Annotated in this window: 15 protein-coding genes; 9 read left to right on the forward strand and 6 right to left on the reverse strand. The window is 64.4% G+C overall.

Annotation, left to right across the window (positions count from 1 at the left end):
• Window positions 1-160: 160 nt before the first annotated feature.
• The 4 genes from BVER_RS13135 to BVER_RS13150 all read right to left on the reverse strand — a co-directional run bounded on the left by BVER_RS13135 (window position 161) and on the right by BVER_RS13150 (window position 8,080).
• On the reverse strand, window positions 161-907 hold the full coding sequence (locus BVER_RS13135) for a fimbria/pilus periplasmic chaperone (protein ID WP_050453670.1): 747 nt from the start codon (window positions 905-907) through the stop codon (window positions 161-163).
• A gap of 203 nt (window positions 908-1,110) precedes the next feature.
• Window positions 1,111-1,644 (reverse strand): fimbrial protein, encoded by a 534-nt coding sequence (locus tag BVER_RS13140; protein WP_232316535.1) that lies wholly within the window; start codon window positions 1,642-1,644, stop codon window positions 1,111-1,113.
• A gap of 420 nt (window positions 1,645-2,064) precedes the next feature.
• On the reverse strand, window positions 2,065-6,216 hold the full coding sequence (locus BVER_RS13145; RefSeq protein ID WP_050453671.1) for a translocation/assembly module TamB domain-containing protein: 4,152 nt from the start codon (window positions 6,214-6,216) through the stop codon (window positions 2,065-2,067).
• 25 nt (window positions 6,217-6,241) lie between these two features.
• Window positions 6,242-8,080 carry an autotransporter assembly complex protein TamA gene (locus BVER_RS13150; protein ID WP_370444242.1) on the reverse strand — a complete coding sequence of 613 codons (1,839 nt, stop codon included), beginning with the start codon at window positions 8,078-8,080 and terminating at the stop codon, window positions 6,242-6,244.
• A gap of 314 nt (window positions 8,081-8,394) precedes the next feature.
• Between BVER_RS13150 and BVER_RS13155 the strand changes: the two genes are divergently transcribed.
• From BVER_RS13155 to panD, 4 genes are all read left to right on the forward strand, one after another.
• On the forward strand, window positions 8,395-8,583 hold the full coding sequence (locus BVER_RS13155; protein ID WP_198155251.1) for a DUF3460 family protein: 189 nt from the start codon (window positions 8,395-8,397) through the stop codon (window positions 8,581-8,583).
• A 71-nt stretch (window positions 8,584-8,654) separates the two neighbouring features.
• Complete coding sequence (locus BVER_RS13160; protein ID WP_050453696.1) at window positions 8,655-9,482, forward strand: segregation and condensation protein A; 828 nt, start codon at window positions 8,655-8,657, stop codon at window positions 9,480-9,482.
• A gap of 70 nt (window positions 9,483-9,552) precedes the next feature.
• Entirely contained in the window at window positions 9,553-10,392 is an 840-nt protein-coding gene (gene panC, locus BVER_RS13165; RefSeq protein ID WP_050453673.1) for a pantoate--beta-alanine ligase, read from the forward strand.
• A 19-nt stretch (window positions 10,393-10,411) separates the two neighbouring features.
• On the forward strand, window positions 10,412-10,798 hold the full coding sequence (panD, locus tag BVER_RS13170) for an aspartate 1-decarboxylase (protein WP_050453674.1): 387 nt from the start codon (window positions 10,412-10,414) through the stop codon (window positions 10,796-10,798).
• 50 nt (window positions 10,799-10,848) lie between these two features.
• Here panD and BVER_RS13175 read toward each other — a convergent pair whose 3' ends face one another.
• On the reverse strand, window positions 10,849-11,475 hold the full coding sequence (locus BVER_RS13175) for a ParA family protein (protein ID WP_050453675.1): 627 nt from the start codon (window positions 11,473-11,475) through the stop codon (window positions 10,849-10,851).
• Between the two features lie 188 nt (window positions 11,476-11,663).
• Between BVER_RS13175 and BVER_RS13180 the strand changes: the two genes are divergently transcribed.
• On the forward strand, window positions 11,664-12,086 hold the full coding sequence (locus tag BVER_RS13180; protein WP_050453676.1) for a PaaI family thioesterase: 423 nt from the start codon (window positions 11,664-11,666) through the stop codon (window positions 12,084-12,086).
• Window positions 12,087-12,101: 15 nt separating this feature from the next.
• Here the strand turns inward: BVER_RS13180 and BVER_RS13185 are convergent, their stop codons facing one another.
• The gene (locus BVER_RS13185) at window positions 12,102-13,574 is read right to left on the reverse strand and encodes a cobyric acid synthase (protein WP_050453677.1); all 1,473 of its coding nucleotides are present in this window, start codon (window positions 13,572-13,574) and stop codon (window positions 12,102-12,104) included.
• 67 nt (window positions 13,575-13,641) lie between these two features.
• On the opposite strand from BVER_RS13185, the gene cobU reads away from it, so the two are divergent.
• Genes cobU through BVER_RS13205 form a run of 4 tightly spaced genes read left to right on the forward strand, consistent with a single transcriptional unit; the run spans window position 13,642 to window position 17,028 of the window.
• Entirely contained in the window at window positions 13,642-14,202 is a 561-nt protein-coding gene (gene cobU / locus BVER_RS13190; RefSeq protein ID WP_050453678.1) for a bifunctional adenosylcobinamide kinase/adenosylcobinamide-phosphate guanylyltransferase, read from the forward strand.
• A gap of 6 nt (window positions 14,203-14,208) precedes the next feature.
• The gene (gene cbiB / locus BVER_RS13195; protein WP_050453680.1) at window positions 14,209-15,150 is read left to right on the forward strand and encodes an adenosylcobinamide-phosphate synthase CbiB; all 942 of its coding nucleotides are present in this window, start codon (window positions 14,209-14,211) and stop codon (window positions 15,148-15,150) included.
• Window positions 15,143-16,138 (forward strand): threonine-phosphate decarboxylase CobD, encoded by a 996-nt coding sequence (cobD, locus tag BVER_RS13200; RefSeq protein WP_050453681.1) that lies wholly within the window; start codon window positions 15,143-15,145, stop codon window positions 16,136-16,138. Before cbiB ends, cobD begins: the two co-directional genes overlap by 8 nt.
• Complete coding sequence (locus BVER_RS13205) at window positions 16,129-17,028, forward strand: cobalamin-binding protein (RefSeq protein ID WP_050453682.1); 900 nt, start codon at window positions 16,129-16,131, stop codon at window positions 17,026-17,028. Before cobD ends, BVER_RS13205 begins: the two co-directional genes overlap by 10 nt.
• The last annotated feature ends 3 nt before the right edge of the window (window positions 17,029-17,031 follow it).

Genomic DNA, 17,031 nt, shown 5'->3' on the forward strand with positions numbered 1-17,031 from the left:
ACCCGGAACAATGGACTCCAGTCGTCCCCATATCTCATCGGTCAGCAACATTCGACTCATCTTGATCGCTTACGCAAAAGATGAGATGTAAACACATTTCTTCAAATGTGAACAGAGCCTAGTGAATATCGTGGTGCGATGCCATCGGCTGGCCGCGACCTTATTGCAGCGTCGCCTCGTGTTTGATCGGGCCGCCGTAATCGTTGAGCGTGGTGAACGCGACCTTTCCGATACCGGTCGACGGCGCGCCGGACAGCGGCAAGGCGATCTCCGCGCCGGGCGCGACCATGTCGCCCTCATCGAACTTCGGCGCATTCGGCTCCGCGCCGACGTAGGCTTCGATGATCGTGACGTGATACGGCGTCGGGTTGGAGACCAGCAGCGCCGGCTTGCCGTCATGCGCGCCGAGATGCCACTTCAGTTGACCGGGTGCGTCGTCCGCGTGGCCTTGCAAACCGGCGGGACGGAAGAAGAATTTCAGGCGCGAGCGGAATGCCAGTTGAACGTAGTTCGACTCGGCTTGCGCCGCTTGCGGCTTCGGCGGCACTTCGAGCAGGTTGAACCACAGGAGCGTCTCGCGATCCTTCGGCATCGCTTCGCCCGTATAGGCGATACGGATGGTCTGCGACTTGTCGGAATCGATGCGCGCGATCGGCGGCGTCAGGATGAACGGCAGATCGAGCGTGCTCGGATCGGACTTCGGATCACCCTTGTCGAACCAAACTTGCGTCAGCGCCGGATTCTTGCCGGCGTTGGACAGCTTGATCGTCACCTCGCTGTCCGAGGCGTTGTAGATGATCCGCGTACCCGCGATCACGACCGACGCATGCGCCGCAATGGACGACAGCGAACCGGCTGCCAGCATGGACACGGCGATAATCGCGCCGATGAGTTTTCGAAAGTTCATGACACTCGAGGAGATAAGCAGACGCACAGCACCCTCCTCGCGGACGGGTGACGCGTCCCGACAGCCACATACGTGCCGTGGAGTCGATCGTGGTGAAGCAGATAAAAGCCTCGCGAACGCGGGCGCGCGCCGGACAGGCGCTCGCGAGCAGGCAATGCCGTGTGAAAACAGGACGCCTCACGGCATCCTGTTCTCGCCACGATTTACTGATAGATCATCGAGTACGTCACTTTGGTCGTGACGCTGCCAGCACCCGCGCCACCCTTCGGCGAGATGTACTGCGCCGCGTATTGCAGGCTCGCGCTGCCGCCCTTGATATCGACCGACTGCGAGTTCTGTGCGCCGTCTGCCTTGCTGACGTCGATCACGTTTTGGCCCTTGTTGTAGTCGACCAGTTGAACTTCCACGCTGTCTGCCGTGCCGTTGTTCAGCAGATTGCCGTCAGCGAGGGTATTCGCGCCGTATTCCCAGAACGTACGCACGCTGCCGGTTGCCGGCGTGCAGTTGCTCAGGGCGATGTCGAAGCCGGTCGAACCTGCTGCCGACAGTTCGGATGCCGACAACGTCGGCAACGTCACGATGAAGTTGTTACCTTGACTGTTGCCGCTCACGTCGCACGTGCTGGCGATCAGCGCGCCGTTGATGGTCAGAACACCGCCATTGGATGCCGGGTCTGCGTAGGCGCTGACAGCTGCGAGACCCAACAGGGCTGCGACGACGGAAGATGCGAGTTTCATTTTGATATGCCTTTGGGCCACTGACGTGACCGTGTTGATCGAGAACCCGACCCGAGAAACCGTAAGCGACGAGTAACACATGGCAAAGCGGCCCGACCCCACTTGGCCGCTCACTGTTCGCTCGACTAATGTTTTCAGGAAAGGAAGGCAATCATTGAAAGGCGTTATTTGCCGGAGACTAGGACGCCTCTGAAACTCAAAGCGTTTTGACAATTAAGCATCGGCTTTTGGCAACTTTTTACAGATCGATTGGTGCGCCTTCGGATTAGAACGTTTAAGGGTGATTGACCGTACGCAGGGATAGCCGGACAAAGGCAACGCTAACTTCGGCATGCGAAAAAAGAAAAGCGCACGTGATCGCTCAAATGCGCTTTGTCGGGTGCTGCTCGGCAAGCGTTTATCGTCGTATTTGGCTATGGCCTAATCGGTCGAATCCGCATCCGACGTTGCCTTGGCGGCGGACGCCGCATCCGCCGAAGAAGAAGCGGACGAGGAAGAAGAACGCGACGAAGACGACGACCCGAACCACAACCGCATCCACGAATTAAATCGCCGCGTATACGACAGATCCAGCCCCTGATACGTCCCGCCATACGCCGTCACGGACCAGAAGCGCGACAGCGACAGCGTCGCCTTGATCGCGTTCTGCGCCGACTGCAATCCCTGCTCATAGCCAAGCACGAGCCGCTCGTTGATGGCCTTCGACAGCATCACGACCTGCGGATCGGTCAGCCCGACTTCGCTCGACCCGACGGTGAACTCGTCCAGTCCGACCGTCTGCGCGATCTTCGCGCCGCCCTTGCTGCCGAGCAAGGCAAGCGCGCTCGTCATCGCGCTCTGCTGGCCGACGTTGTTGCCCTGATCCGTGCCGTGCCCGAACAGCAGCCACGACAGCTTTTCGTTGTCCGGCACGCTCGGTTCGGAAATCAACTTGGCGACCGGCGCCTGCACCGTGCCCGTTACCTGCACGCCCGCCTCGACTTCCTGATTGCGCCGCATCGCCAGAATATTGAGACCTGGATTCGACACCGGCCCGTTGAAGGTGAAGAACCCGTTCTCGATATTCAGCTTGCGTCCGAACGCCGTATAGCTCGAACCCGGCGTCGTCACGCGCACGTTGCCGACCGCGCGCAGCGGCATGTTCGGCGCGCTCATCGCGGTGATGGTGCCCGCCAGCCCCAGATCCGCGCCCGCGCCCTTGAAGCGGAAGCGCTGTCCCAGATTGATCTCGACGTTCGCGCGCGGCGTGAACGGCCCGACCGGCTTCTCGCCCGCCGCGACGGGCTGCTGATTGCCGTTCTCGCCCTTCACCGTGCCGTCGGGACGCACGATCACGACGTCGTCGCCGAGCGAGGGCGCGGAGCTTTCGGGCAAGTCGAACAGCGCGTGATCGACGACGAACTTGCCGTCGATCGCCATGCCACCCTGCAAGCCCGCATTCGCGATCTTCGCCTCGCCCGACAGCGACAATTCCCGATCCGGCGCGGCGAACAGTTCCAGCTTGTCGGCGATGATGCTCGCCGTCAGATCCGGCTGCTGCTGATCGAGCCGGACCTTGCCGGTTGCGCGCAAGGTGCCGCTCGCGCCATGAAATTCGACCTGCTGAAAGTCGACCAGATTCTCCGCCAGCGCGATACGAATAATCCCGTCCTTCAACTGCACGCCCTGATCGACGACCGTCGCGGACAGATTGTCGCCATTGAGCGAGCCGGACAGATTCGGCTTCGCAACGACGCCCGCGATGATCAGCTTCAGCGCGATCTTGCCGCCCAGCAAATAATTCGCGCCGAGCAGCCCGCCGGTCGTGCGCAACTCGGGCACGTTCGCGTTGATCGCGCCGTTGAGCGGCGCGTTGTCGTCGACGGTCAGCATGCCGTCGCGGTTGACGAGCGGCGTGTGCACGTTCGCGTCGATCACGCCGATGCGGCTCGCCGCCGCATGCAGCGTCGCGTTCAGGCGATTGCCGTCGCTGAAATCGGCGCGCGCGGTGACATCGTTGATACCGAGCGCCGCGATGCCGCGCGTCCCGTCGATGCTGATATCGCCGCTGCGCCGCTTGATCTGCACATGGCCCGTCGCGGTCGCGCCGAGCGAGAAGTCCCAGTCGCCATCGAAAATCAGGTCGGTGCGCAACGACGATTCCTCGCCCGTCATCTCCTGCCGCACTTCCAGCAGATGCGGCACCGACACGTTCGTCAGCGTCCCCGCCGACTGGATGCGCCAGTTCTCCATTGCAAAGGACTTGAGCGCGAGCGCCGCGCCTTCCGCGACGATCCGCGTGCCGCCGAGCACGAGCTTCTTCGGCCCGTAGCTGACCGTCAGCGGCGATTCCATGTTGACCGACGGCGTGCCCTTGTTGGTCAACTTCGTGACGGTGCCGTCCCAGTGCGGGCCATCGGCGGCATCGGTGAACTTGCCGTTCGCGCCGAGCGCGAGATTGACCGGCTGGCCGCGCACCTTGCCGGTCGCGGTGACATCGAGCGTGTGATGCGCGCGCGTGCCGTTGAGGTTCGCATCGAGCGCGGCGATGTCGATGCCGTCCGTGCTCGCATCGCGGGCCTTCAGCGTGAAGACGAGCGCGCCGTTCGCGCCGTCGCGGATATCGGCGTGGCCTTCCGCGTGACCCAGACGATTCGCGCCGAACACGACGCCATCGGCCTGATAATTCGCCGCGACGTTCGGATGCGCGATCGAGCCGGTCACGTCGCCGTCCGCCTTCACCGCGCCTGTGATGCCGAAGCCGAGCCGCTCCAGTTGCGGCGCATCGACGTTGAAGCGCAGCCGATCGCCCGCCGCGCCGAAACTGCCGTTCAGATCGACGTTATTGCCCGCGACGGACAGCGTCGCCTTGCTCGGCAGCAGGCGCATGCCCGCGATCTGCACGGTGCCCTCGCCCGTCAGCGGCAGGTTGTCGTACATGCTGTCGGCGAGCTTGAAGGTGGCTTTCGAGGTGAGCGTCGGCGCGATCTGGCCGGTCGCGGCAAGCGTGCCGTTCACGCGCGCTTCGATCTTGCGCGGCGACGCGGCGGGTTTTTTCGGCGCGGCTTTCGCGCCTTTCTTGACCGGCGCGGGCTTCTGCTCGATCAACTGCTGCGTCAGCATCAACGGATCAAAGTCGACGAATTTCGCCTTCAGGTCGTAGCTCGAATTGGCGTCTTTCTTGAGCGCGCCGCTCGCTTCCACGCGGCCTTTGCCGACCGTGAGTTTCACCTCGTCCAGCGTGGTCTGCTTCGGATCGAGCTTGACCTTGGCTTGGGCGCGGATCGCGGCTTTCGGATCGTTCAGGTCCGCCGTGATGCTCTGCGTGTCGCCGCCGAGCACGATGCCGATCGGTCCCGCGAAATCGGTCGGACGCACGCTCGGTTCGATCGCGTTGAGATCGAGCTTCGCGACTTTGAGATCGAACTGACCTTTGCCGCCGGTCAGCGATCCGCCGCCGGTGATGGTCGCCTGCTTGAGCAGCCGCACGTTCAAATCGGTGATGCTTTGCGCCGCGCCGTCGATGCGCACGTTGGCGTGGGCATCGATCAGCGGAATCAGCTTGTCGGCGATGGAACCCGGCTTCGCATTGACGATGGAGACCGGACCCGCGACGACGAACGCCTTCGGATCGGTGCTCTCGACGGGCTTCACTTCCGCGCGCACGGCGAGATCGGCGGCGGGCGCACTCGGGCTGAATGCCTGCGGATTGACGTGATCGAAGGTGACGAGCGCGCGCTTCAGCGGCACGTCGGCGAACGGCAGCGCTTCGACGTGCGCCTGTCCGTTGAGCTTGAGGCCGCTCGCATCGACATCGGCGATCAGGTCTTCCAGCGCGCCCGACAGACGCGCGTTGACGTTCACCGTTTCGCCGCTGACCTTGCCCGCATAGCCGATCGTGCCGCTCGGCGGAAACGGCCGCGCGCCGCCATCGAGTTTCGCGTCCGCCGTGACCGCGCCGAACGGCGTATCGAGCCGATGCACGGTCGCCTCGTGATGCTGGCCGTCGCTGCGCCCGCTGAAGGCGAAGCGCGAAAATTCGGTCGTCGTCGCGCCCTGATGCAGACGCAGCTTGTCGACGGTGACATCGTTGATCGCGAGTTGAATCGGCAGGCGCAGGTTCTGCGGCAATTCCGTCTTCTTGCTCGGCTCGTTCGACGGCGCGATCCGCAGATCGATCGTCCCGACATGCAGATAGTCGATGGTGAAGCGCAGCGGTTCGCGCGTCAGCGCCCAGCGCCCCGACACGCTATCGACGCCGATATCGGTACCTTTGCCGTCGTTCCAGCGCACATCGCGCAACTGCAGGCCGGTGGCGATCGCGCCGCCGTCGAGCTTGCCGGTGAGCTGGCCCTTGAGCAGCTTGGTCGCCGTGTTCCAAGCGTAGCGCGTGCCAGTGTCGGTCGTCAGCACGAAGAACACGGAACCGATGCCGATCGCGATCAGCAGCACGACGACCAGCACGAGCACGCCGAACCATCGCGCGACGCGACGCCAGCCGCGGCGGCGCGGCTTCTTCGGCTCGCCGCCGTTGCCGTCTTCAGCCGCGCGTGCCGACTCCTGACCGTCCGGTTGCTTGATCGGATCCGTCATGCCTTTCCAATATCCTCGATCGTCCTCAGAACGCGATACCCAGCGTCAGATAAGGCTTGATGCTCTTGTTCTTCAGTCCGTACGCGAGATCGACGTTGACCGGCCCGACCGGGCTGCGCCAGCGCGCGCCGACGCCCACGCCCGGCTGGAACACGCGCTCGCCCCAGGTGTCGGTGGCCGTGCCGATGTCGAAGAACACCGCGCCGCCCCAGTCGTGCGTGAACCAGTGCTGATACTCGCTGCTGACGGTGACCATGTACTTGGTCGGCAGGATCGAACCGTCCACGTTATTGCCGATGCTCAGATAACTGTAGCCGCGCACCGAATTCGCGCCGCCCGCGCGGAACAGCAGCGAGGCCGGCACCGCGTTCGATGCCGCGCCCGTGAACACGCCGCCGAATTCGGCGCGGAACACGAACAGATCGTTCTTGGTGATCGGCACGTACTGCTGCGCGTTGGTATAGAGACGCGCGAAGGTCGCATCCGACATCACGCCCTTCACGGCAAAGCTCGCCTCCGCGCGCACGATATTCCCGCTGCGCGGAAACAGCGGATCGTCGACATTGCGGCGCACCCAGGTCCACGCCGGCACGAGCGCGCGCGCCGTCGACGGATTCGGCAGATTTTGTGTCAGACGATCGTCGTAGAACGTGAGCGAAAACGTCGTGTCGATGTTTTGCCGCGATCGCGAGCGCTGCACGCCGACTCGCGCGCTATAGATCTTCGTGTCCGATACGTCGGTGATCGTGTACGAGCCGAACACCGCGTTGACCCAGCCGTGCGAATCGGGCGGCATCGCGAGTTGCACGCGGCCGTACTGCTGGGTCTGGTCGAGGCGTCCGGAAATGGTGAACGGATACGCGTGACCGAAGGTATCGAGATAGCTGTACGCGCCCTGCACGTGGAAGCCCGTATCCGTCGCATAACCCACGCCGTAGCGGATACTGTTGTACGGATACTCGCTCACCTTCACATGCAGCGGCGTTTCGGTCGGCTTGTTGACGTCGTTGTCGGTATCGATCGCGACGCTCGCGTAGTACGGCGTGTTCTGCACCTGACGCTGCAATTCGTTGATGCGCGAGGCGTCGTAAATCTCGCCCGGCTGGATCGGATTGACGTGATCGACGATCCACGACGGATAGCGCTTCGTGCCGCTGACGTCGAGCTTGCCGAGCGTGAAAGTCGGCCCGCTGTCGAAGGTCACCGACAGATCGGCGATATGCATGCGCGGATTGATGCGCGCCTGCGAACGCGTGATCTTCGCGCCGAGATAGCGCTTCGACTGCAGCGCCCGCAGCGCCGCGTTCTTGGCGTCGTCCCAGCTGCTCCGCGTGAAAGGATCGCCTTCGTTGACCGAAAAAACGAAACGCGCGGCGTTTTCCTGCGCGCGATCTTCGGTCGTCACCGCGCCGGTGAAATGCAGCTGCACGGAAGCGACCTTGGTCTGCGGCCCCGGATCGACGGACAGTTTCACGGTGCGCTTGCCGTCTTCGTCGGCGGTGACGTCGGTACGCACGACCGGCGTGAAGAAGCCGTCGGTCGCGACGAGATCGCGCACGTCTTTCGGCGCGGCCGTAACGAGGAACTGGAACTGGTCGTCGCTGACGTCGTCGCGCTTGGCGAAACGCGACAGGTCGAGGTGATCCTTCAATAGCGATTTCACGCTGCGCGGCGCGTCGATATCGACGGTGTATTTCGCCTGCACGGGCGATGCCGCGAACGCCGACACGGCCGCGAGCGCGAACGCCACGCCCCGCAAGCGCCCACGCACACCCGGACGAAACGCGGACGCCGTCGCGTGACGCCATCGACATTCGGCAAGGCCGCGCAGCGCGCGCAGCGGATCAGACGAACGGCCTGCCAAACGTTTCCTCCGGCATCGGATTGAATGGGATCGAAAGGTGAAAGTGCGCGCCAGGACGGCGCAGGCGCTATTTCACCACATTGAAACGGGCGGACGCGGTAAAAATCCGGCACAGCGCCGGATCGCGCCGTTTCGCCGTCCGCGAAGCATGGCCGCGTGGCGTTCGACGGCGCGCGCGGCAAGGGGTTCCGGGAAAAGCGCGCGCCGATCGCCGCCGGATGCGTCCGCCGCGCGGGCTTGCGGTAAAATTGCGGCCGAAAGCGCGCGAGGCGCGTCCCGAACGACAATCGAAAGATCGACCCACCGGAAGCCGGATCATGTACCAATCGGACATCACCCAGTTCATCAACCAGCTGAAAGAAAAGAATCCGAAGCTCGAGGGCGAGCAGCGTCAGGGCCGCGCCCTGCTGTGGGACAAGCAGCCCATCGACCTCGACGAGCGCAAGTCCGTGCAGGATTCGCGCGTCAAGCAGACGTCCTATGTCTACTACCAGAACTTCTGAACGTGAGCGCAGCCGGCCAGACGCCGAACGCGCCCGCGGACAAGCGCGAAGGCTCGAAGGAAGATCGCGCCGTGGCGCTGGCCACGCCCGCGACCGATTCGACGCCCGATACCATCGACGGCGTCGCGATCGCGCATCTGTATGGCGAGCCGCTCTGGAAGCTGCCGACCGACCTGTACATCCCGCCGGACGCGCTCGAAGTCTTCCTCGAAGCGTTCGAAGGTCCGCTGGACCTGCTGCTCTATCTCATCCGCAAGCAGAATTTCAACGTGCTCGACATCCCAATGGCGGATGTCACCGCGCAATATCTCGGCTATGTCGAGCAGATTCGCGAGAACAATCTGGAGCTCGCGTCGGAATATCTGCTGATGGCCGCGATGCTGATCGAGATCAAGTCGCGCATGCTGCTGCCGGTGAAGAAAGCCGACACCGGCGAGGAAGCCGAAGATCCGCGCGCCGAACTGGTACGCCGTCTGCTGGAATACGAGCAGATGAAGCTCGCCGCGCAGAAGATCGATCAGTTGCCGCAACTCGGCCGCGATTTCCTGCGCGCCGACGTCTACATGGAGCAATCCACCGAACAGCGTTTCCCGGATGTCGACATGAACGACCTGCGCGCCGCGTGGTCCGACGTCATCCGGCGTGCCAAGCTCGTGCAGCATCACAAGATCACGCGAGAGGAATTGTCCGTGCGCGAGCATATGAGCGTGATCCTGCGGCGTCTGCAAAACGCGCGCTTCATGGAATTCACGGAATTGTTCGATACGTCGCGCGGCGTGCCGGTGGTCGTGGTGAACTTCATCGCGATGCTAGAACTATCGCGCGAATCGCTGATCGAGATCACGCAGGCCGAGCCGTATGCGCCGATTTACGTGAGACTCGCGTACTCGCCCGCCTGAGCTTCCCTTTTTTGTTTACCCTTGCCTAAAAGCGCGCGATGTCCGCGCGCCGACAGGAGACATACGCTCGATGAAAGTCATCAGCTCGATCCACGAACTGCGCGATCAACTGCGCGGCCAGAACCGCACCGCCTTCGTTACGACGATGGGCAATCTCCACGAAGGCCATCTCTCGCTGATGCGCCTCGCGCGCCAGCATGGCGATCCGGTCGTGGCCAGCATCTTCGTCAACCGGCTGCAATTCGGGCCGAACGAGGACTTCGACAAATATCCGCGCACGCTGCAGGACGATATCGAAAAGCTGCAGCGCGAGAACGTCTACGTGCTGTTCGCGCCGACCGAGCGCGATATGTATCCGGAGCCGCAGGAGTATCGCGTACATCCGCCGCATAACCTGGGCGACATTCTCGAAGGCGAATTCCGTCCCGGCTTTTTCACGGGCGTCTGCACGGTCGTGATGAAGCTGATGTCCTGCGTGCAGCCGCGCGTCGCGGTGTTCGGCAAGAAGGATTATCAGCAGCTGATGATCGTGCGCGCGATGTGCAACCAGTTCGCGCTGCCGACGGAAATCATCGCCGCCGAAACCGTGCGCGACGAAGACGGCCTCGCGCTGTCGTCGCGCAACCGCTTTCTGTCGGCCGAAGAACGTGCCGAAGCGCCGAAGCTCGCCGAACAGCTACAGCGCGTGCGCGAAGCCGTGCTGTCGGGCAATCGCGACATGGCCGCGCTCGAACGCGACGCGATGAACGCGCTGGCCGAACGCGGCTGGAATCCCGACTACATCAGCATTCGCAAGTGTTCGAATCTGCTGCCGCCCACGCCCGGCGAAGCGGATCAGGATGCGCAACTCGTCGTGGTCGCGGCGGCCAAGCTCGGCACGACGCGTCTTATCGACAATCTGGAAATCTGACAGAAGGACACGAAGCATCATGCAGCGCACCATGCTCAAATCGAAGATTCATCGCGCCACCGTCACGCACTGTGAACTGCACTACGAAGGTTCGTGCGCGATCGACGAAGACCTGCTCGAAGCGGCGAATCTTCTGGAGAACGAGCAGATCGACATCTGGAACGTGAACAACGGCGAGCGCCTGACGACCTACGCCATCAAGGGCGAGCGCGGCAGCGGCATGATTTCGCTGAACGGCTCGGCCGCGCGGCGCGCGCAACTGGGCGACCTGGTGATCATCGCGGCGTTCGCGTCGGTCGACGAGCGCGAAATTCAGGCGGGCTGGAAGCCGAATCTCGTGTTCGTCGATGGCGACAACCGCATCAAGGGCAGTCGCGATCACGTTCCTACGCAGAACTGGACCTGAAGGTTTTCGTCATGCAAAAGCCGGCGTTTCTTCACTGACCGCCGGCTTTTTTACTTCTTGTCGACCCATTCGACGATCGGCGCCCACTGCTCCAGGTCCTTGTCGACGCGGCTTTTCGCGACGTCCCAGATGGTCAGGCCGTGCGCGGCGAGTTGCACGTAGTTCTGCGTATCGCGCAGAAAGCCGAGCACAGGCAGATCGAGCCCTTCGACGAAACGATGCAACTGATCCGCCGAGCGCGTGCGCGCGTCCACACGCATTCCGACGACGCCGACCTGGATCGCGCCCTTGCGCACGGCCTTTTCCTTGGACAACTTCGTGAGGAAATCCTGCGTGGCGAGGATATCGAACATCGACGGCTGAAGCGGCACGATCACCTTGTCGGCAAGATCGAGCGCCAGCGACATGCGGTTGCCGTGCAAACCAGCGGGCGTATCGATGACGGCTTTTTCCAGACCTTTGGGCGGCTTGGCGGGCGAATCGGCATCGAGATTCCATTCCTCGATTTTCGGCAGCGTATCGACGCGCAGTCGGAGCCAGCCGTGCAAGGAGCGCTGCTTGTCGAGATCGGCGAGCGCGACCCATTCGCCCTGCGCCGCGAAATACCCGGCCAGATTGGTTGCCAGCGTGCTTTTACCGACGCCGCCCTTCGGATTTGCCACTACGATCACGGTCATGAAAAGTCCTGAGTCTTGTTCGGCGCGCGAACGAAACGGCTCTGTTCGCGCGAGGTTTCATCGTTATAAGAACGGTGCATGATGCGAGCCGTTGATATTATCGGCAAAACTGACGCGCCGGGCAGATCGGTCGAACGGCTGAACGGTTATGCGCGCGTTTCCCTTCCCTTTTTCTATGTGACGATGCCATGACGACTCTGCTGCGCCCCGAAGTGACCCTCGACGCGCTGCGCCAGCGCCAGAAAGGCCGCCTGCCGGATTTGCTCGGTATCGAAGTGCTGACGCTGGATCAGGGCACGCTGACCGGCGAACTGACGATCCGCCCCGACCTGCTCGCGCCGAACGGCTTTCTGCACGCGGCGACGGTGGTCGCGCTGGCCGATACGTGCTGCGGATATGCGTGCATCGCGCATCTGCCGGAGAAGGCGCAGAACTTCACGACGCTGGAGTTGAAGAGCAACCATGTGTCGACGGCGCGCGAAGGGAAGATCGTCGCGAAAGCGAGCGCGGTGCATCTGGGACGGAGCACGCAGGTTTGGGATGCGACGGTGACGAGCGGTGAAGGGAAGTTGATCGCGATGTTCCGGTGTACGCAGATGATTCTGTATTGAGTCGACGGTCAACAGTCAGCGAAACGCCGCCAGCACCGCCTCCACATCCAACGCCCGCTCAAAACTATCCGCCAACCGCTCCAGCGACGCCTCCCGCAGCTTCGGATAATCCAGCGCCTGCGCATCCTCGACGCCGGCCCACGCGAGCAGCGCGGCGCAGGCTTCGGGCGTATCGAAGACGCCGTGCAGATAAGTCGCGGCGATCTGGTTATCGTCGGATACGGCGCCGTCGTGGCAGCCGTTATCGAGCGCGATCGCCGGTCTTTCCAGCGCCGCGCCGCGCGTGCGCCCCATGTGGATTTCGTAGCCGCGCACGGGGGCATCGGCCGAGCCGATACACAAGCGCCCCGTCACGTTCTCCAGCCGCTTCTGCTGCGTGAGCACCGTCGACACATCCAGCCAACCCAGTCCGTTCACGCTTCCCGGCGGCCCTTCGACGCCATCCGGATCGTCGATCTCGCGCCCGAGCATCTGCATGCCGCCGCAGATGCCGAGCACCTTGCCGCCGTATCGCAGATGCCGTTCTATCGCGCGATCCCAGCCGTTGGCGCGCAGCCAGGCCAGATCGCGCTGCACGCTTTTCGATCCCGGCAACACGATGAGATCGCAGGCAGGCGGCGCGATGCCCGCGCGCACGTACTCGAAATCCACTTGCGGATGCGCGCGCAACGCATCGAAATCCGTGTGATTGCTGATGCGCGGCAAGGCCGGCACGATCACCTTCAGCACGGGCGCGGCGCCGCGCGCGTGACGCTGGCTCGGCAGCATGTCTTCGGCATCGAGCGTCAGGCCGTGAAGATACGGCAGCACGCCGAGCACGGGCTTGCCGGTCTGCCGAGTCAGCCAGTCGAGCCCGGGTTTCAGCAGCGCGATATCGCCGCGAAATCGATTGATGACAAAGCCGCGCACCCGCGCTCGCTCGCTTTCCGACAGACACGCGAGCGTGCCGACCAGATGCGCGAACACGCCGCCGCGATCGATATCCGCGACCAGCACGACCGGGCAATCGACGCGCTCCGCAAACCCCATATTGGCGATATCGCGATCGCGCAGATTGATTTCGGCGGGACTGCCCGCGCCTTCGACGATCACCGCATCGAACTCGGCGCGCAGACGCGCGTACGACGCGAGCACGGCATCGAACGCGGTGAGCTTGTAGTCGTGATAGGCGCGCGCATCGAGATTGGCGTGCGCGTGGCCGTGGATGATCACCTGCGCGCCGCGATCGCTGGTCGGCTTGAGCAGTACCGGATTGAAGTCGATGCGCGCCTCGACGCCCGCCGCGATCGCCTGCAAGGCCTGCGCGCGACCGATCTCGCCGCCGTCGACGGTCACCGCGCTGTTCAGCGCCATGTTCTGCGGCTTGAACGGCGCGACGCGCACGCCGTTGCGCCTGGCCATCCGGCAGAGGCCCGCGACGAGCGTGCTTTTGCCCGCATCGGACGTGGTGCCCTGAATCATCAACGTGCCGCGCGGGCCGAATTGCATCGGAAGAATCTCGGGAAGGTGTCAATGAGCGCAGGGCATTATCTTAGCCTGCCGCTACAATATCGCGATGACCTCCTCCGCTTCTTCCTCCCGCGATATCACCTTCGTCCTCGGCGGCGCGCGCTCAGGCAAGAGCGCGTATGCGGAACGGCTCGCCATCGACAGCGGCTTGCCGGTGACGTATATCGCGACGGCCCAAATCCACGACACGGAATTCGCCGAACGCGTGCGGTTGCATCGCGAGCGCAGGCCGGCGGATTGGGCGCTGGTCGAGGCATCGGCGGATCTTGCGGGTGCATTGCGCGACGCGGATCGCGAAGGCCATTGCGTGCTGATCGACTGTCTCACGCTGTGGCTCGTCACGCTGCTCTTTTCGAACGATGCCGGCGAACCCGCCGCATTGCCGCCGACCGCGCGCAAAGCTTTCGATGCCTTCGATCACGCGCTCACGCACACGCGCGGCAAGCTGATCGTCGTGAGCAACGAGATAGGGCTGGGCGTGGTGCCGCTCGGTTCCGTCACGCGTCTTTATGTCGATGAACTCGGCCGCCTGAATCAGCGCGTCGCCGCCGCCAGCACGCGCGCGATCTTCATGGCCGCGGGCCTGCCGCTCGCGCTCAAGGGCTGACGCATCATGCTGCTTCTTTCCGCTTATTCGATGGCCCTGCTCGCCGTGCTCGGCACGATCGTCGATCGCCTGTTCGGCGAGCCGCGCACGCGGCATCCGCTGGTCGGCTTCGGCCGGCTGGCGACGCGTATCGAAGCGCGGCTCAACACGGGGCATCGCGCGCGGCCGGCGGGCATTCTGGCGTGGTTCGTCGCGGTCGCGCCGCCGGTCGGCATCGCATGGATGCTGGTCGGCGTGCTGCCGTTTTCGTATGCATGTCTCGTGCATGTGCTGCTGCTGTGGTTCGCGCTCGGCGCGAAGAGTTTGCGTCAGCACATCGCGCCGATTGCGCGCGCCTTGAGCCTCGGCGATCTCGACGACGCGCGCAGGCTCACGTCGCGCATCGTCTCGCGCGATACATCGAACGCCGATGAAAACGCGCTGTCCCGCGCCGCCGTCGAATCCGCGCTGGAAAACGGCAACGACGCGATTTTCGGCGCGCTGTTCTGGTTCGCGATCGCGGGCGGCCCGGGCGCGCTGATGTTCCGCCTGGCCAATACGCTCGACGCGATGTGGGGTTATCGCACGCCGCGCTATCTGCGCTTCGGCTGGGCGGCAGCGCGCTTCGACGACGTGCTCAACTTCATCCCCGCGCGCTTGACGGCCGCGAGCTACGCGCTCACCGGCGACACGCGCATGGCGTGGCACTGCTGGCGCACGCAGGCGCGCGCGTGGGACAGCCCGAACGCGGGCCCGGTGATGGCATCCGGCGCGGGCAGTCTGAACGTGCTGATCGGCGGCGCGGCGGTGTATCACGGCGTGCTCGAACATCGGCCGACGCTCGGCGCCGGTCACGATGCGACGCCCCGGCATGTGGTCGCGGCGTTGCGGCTCGTCGAACGATCCACGCTGTTGTGGCTCGCGACCTTACTCGCTTTCGCGCTTTCCGGCGCCACGATGCATGGCTGATTCCATTCCCCACGGCGGCAATCTGCGCGAAGCCGCGCGACGTCACGATATCGCGCTCGCCGACTGGCTCGATCTCTCGACCGGCATCAATCCGTTCGGCTATCCGGTGCCGCCCGTGCCGCCCGATGCCTGGCGTCGCCTGCCCGAAGACGACGACGGTGTCGCCGCCTGCGCCGCGCGCTATTACGGTGCGGAATCGGCGTTGCCGGTGGCGGGATCGCAGGCGGTGATTCGCGTGCTGCCCGCGCTGCTGAAGGGCGGCGTCGCGGCCGTCGCGCCGCTCACGTACGGCGAATACGCACCGGCGTTCGCGCGCGCGGGGCATCGCATCGTCACGCTCGATACCGATGCCGACGATCTGCCCGATGCGGTCGATCACGTCATCGTCGCCAATCCGAACAATCCGACGGCCGCGCGCCTGTCGCGCGACACGCTGCTGCGCTGGCACGCGCAACTGGCGCGGCGCGGCGGCACGCTGATCGTCGACGAAGCCTTCGCCGATGTCGATCCGGGCGCATCGCTCGCCGATATCGCCACGCGCGACGGTCTCGTCGTGCTGCGCTCGGTCGGCAAGTTCTTCGGGCTCGCAGGCATCCGCGCGGGCTTTGTTCTGGCCGCGCCGGATGTGCAGCGCGCCTTGCGCGATACGCTCGGCGCGTGGACGGTCGGCGGTCCGGCGCGTCACGCGGTGCAGGCCGCCTTCGCCGATCTCGACTGGCAGCGCGACACGCGCGCACGGCTGCATCGCGATGGCGCGCGACTCGGCGCGCTGCTGGCGAGCCACGGCTTCGACCTGCGCTCGACGCCGCTTTTTTCGTGGATGCCCACGCCCGACGCCGCCGCCTTGCAGCACGCGCTCGCGCAACGCGGCATCTGGACGCGCCTGTTCGCGCTGCCGGAAATGACGACGAGTTTGCGTATCGGCCTGCCGGGCGCGGACGGCGATTGGGCGCGACTGGAACGCGCGCTGGCCGACCTATGCGCTTGAGCATCGCGACGGCGTTCGCCGCGATGATGACCATCGCATCGGCCGCGCATGCCGCCATCACCGTCACCGACGACAGCGGCGCGACCGTCACGCTGCCCGCGCCCGCGCAACGCGTCGTGAGTCTCGCGCCGCACGTCACCGAATTGCTGTTCGCGGCGGGCGGCGGCGCGCGCGTGGTCGGCGCGGTGAGTTACAGCGATTACCCCAAAGAAGCGCAGACGATTCCGCGCGTCGGCAACAACAAGGCGCTCGATCTCGAACGCATCGTCGCGCTGCATCCGGATTTGATCGTGGTGTGGCGGCATGGCAATGCGGATCGCCAGATGGAGCGTCTGCGCGCGCTCGGCGAGCCGATCTTTTATAGCGAGCCGAAACATCTCGCCGACATCGCCGCCGATCTCGACAAGCTCGGCGTGCTGCTCGGCACGTCCACGCAAGCGCACGCGGCAGCCACGAAGTTCTCCGCCGATATCGACGCCTTGCGCGCGCAATACGCACAGCGTCCGCGCGTCGGCGTGTTCTATCAGGTCTGGGACGATCCGCTGATGACGCTCAACGGCGATAACGTCTTCAGCGAAATCATCGGCGTGTGCGGAGGGACGAACGTTTTCGCCGCCGACAAGACGCGCGTGCCGACGATCTCGACCGAAGCCGTGCTCGCCGCCGATCCCGAAGCCATCGTCACCGCGACGCCCGGCGCGACGCCGCCCGACCGCCCGCTACCCGCGCTCGACCGATGGAAACGCTGGCCGGCGCTCAAGGCGGTGGCGCGCGACAATCTGTTTGGCATCGACGGAGACTGGATCAATCGGCCGACGCCGAGGCTGGCGTTGGGCGCGGCGCGGCTGTGCGAGGATCTCGACGCGGCGCGCGGGCGACGTCCGAAGTAACGC

The sequence above is a fragment of the Candidatus Burkholderia verschuerenii genome (genome assembly GCF_001189365.1).
Taxonomy (GTDB): domain Bacteria; phylum Pseudomonadota; class Gammaproteobacteria; order Burkholderiales; family Burkholderiaceae; genus Caballeronia; species Caballeronia verschuerenii.

What these genes read in the sequence shown, in the direction of transcription:
- BVER_RS13145 (WP_050453671.1), bottom strand. Translation starts at nt 6,216, where the DNA reads ATGACGGATCCGATCAAGCAACCGGACGGTCAGGAGTCGGCACGCGCG.
- panC (WP_050453673.1), top strand. Translation starts at nt 9,553, where the DNA reads ATGAAAGTCATCAGCTCGATCCACGAACTGCGCGATCAACTGCGCGGC.
- panD (WP_050453674.1), top strand. Translation starts at nt 10,412, where the DNA reads ATGCAGCGCACCATGCTCAAATCGAAGATTCATCGCGCCACCGTCACG.
- BVER_RS13205 (WP_050453682.1), top strand. Translation starts at nt 16,129, where the DNA reads ATGCGCTTGAGCATCGCGACGGCGTTCGCCGCGATGATGACCATCGCA.
- cobU (WP_050453678.1), top strand. Translation starts at nt 13,642, where the DNA reads ATGACCTCCTCCGCTTCTTCCTCCCGCGATATCACCTTCGTCCTCGGC.
- BVER_RS13140 (WP_232316535.1), bottom strand. Translation starts at nt 1,644, where the DNA reads ATGAAACTCGCATCTTCCGTCGTCGCAGCCCTGTTGGGTCTCGCAGCT.
- BVER_RS13180 (WP_050453676.1), top strand. Translation starts at nt 11,664, where the DNA reads ATGACGACTCTGCTGCGCCCCGAAGTGACCCTCGACGCGCTGCGCCAG.
- cbiB (WP_050453680.1), top strand. Translation starts at nt 14,209, where the DNA reads ATGCTGCTTCTTTCCGCTTATTCGATGGCCCTGCTCGCCGTGCTCGGC.
- BVER_RS13135 (WP_050453670.1), bottom strand. Translation starts at nt 907, where the DNA reads ATGAACTTTCGAAAACTCATCGGCGCGATTATCGCCGTGTCCATGCTG.
- cobD (WP_050453681.1), top strand. Translation starts at nt 15,143, where the DNA reads ATGGCTGATTCCATTCCCCACGGCGGCAATCTGCGCGAAGCCGCGCGA.
- BVER_RS13185 (WP_050453677.1), bottom strand. Translation starts at nt 13,574, where the DNA reads ATGCAATTCGGCCCGCGCGGCACGTTGATGATTCAGGGCACCACGTCC.
- BVER_RS13175 (WP_050453675.1), bottom strand. Translation starts at nt 11,475, where the DNA reads ATGACCGTGATCGTAGTGGCAAATCCGAAGGGCGGCGTCGGTAAAAGC.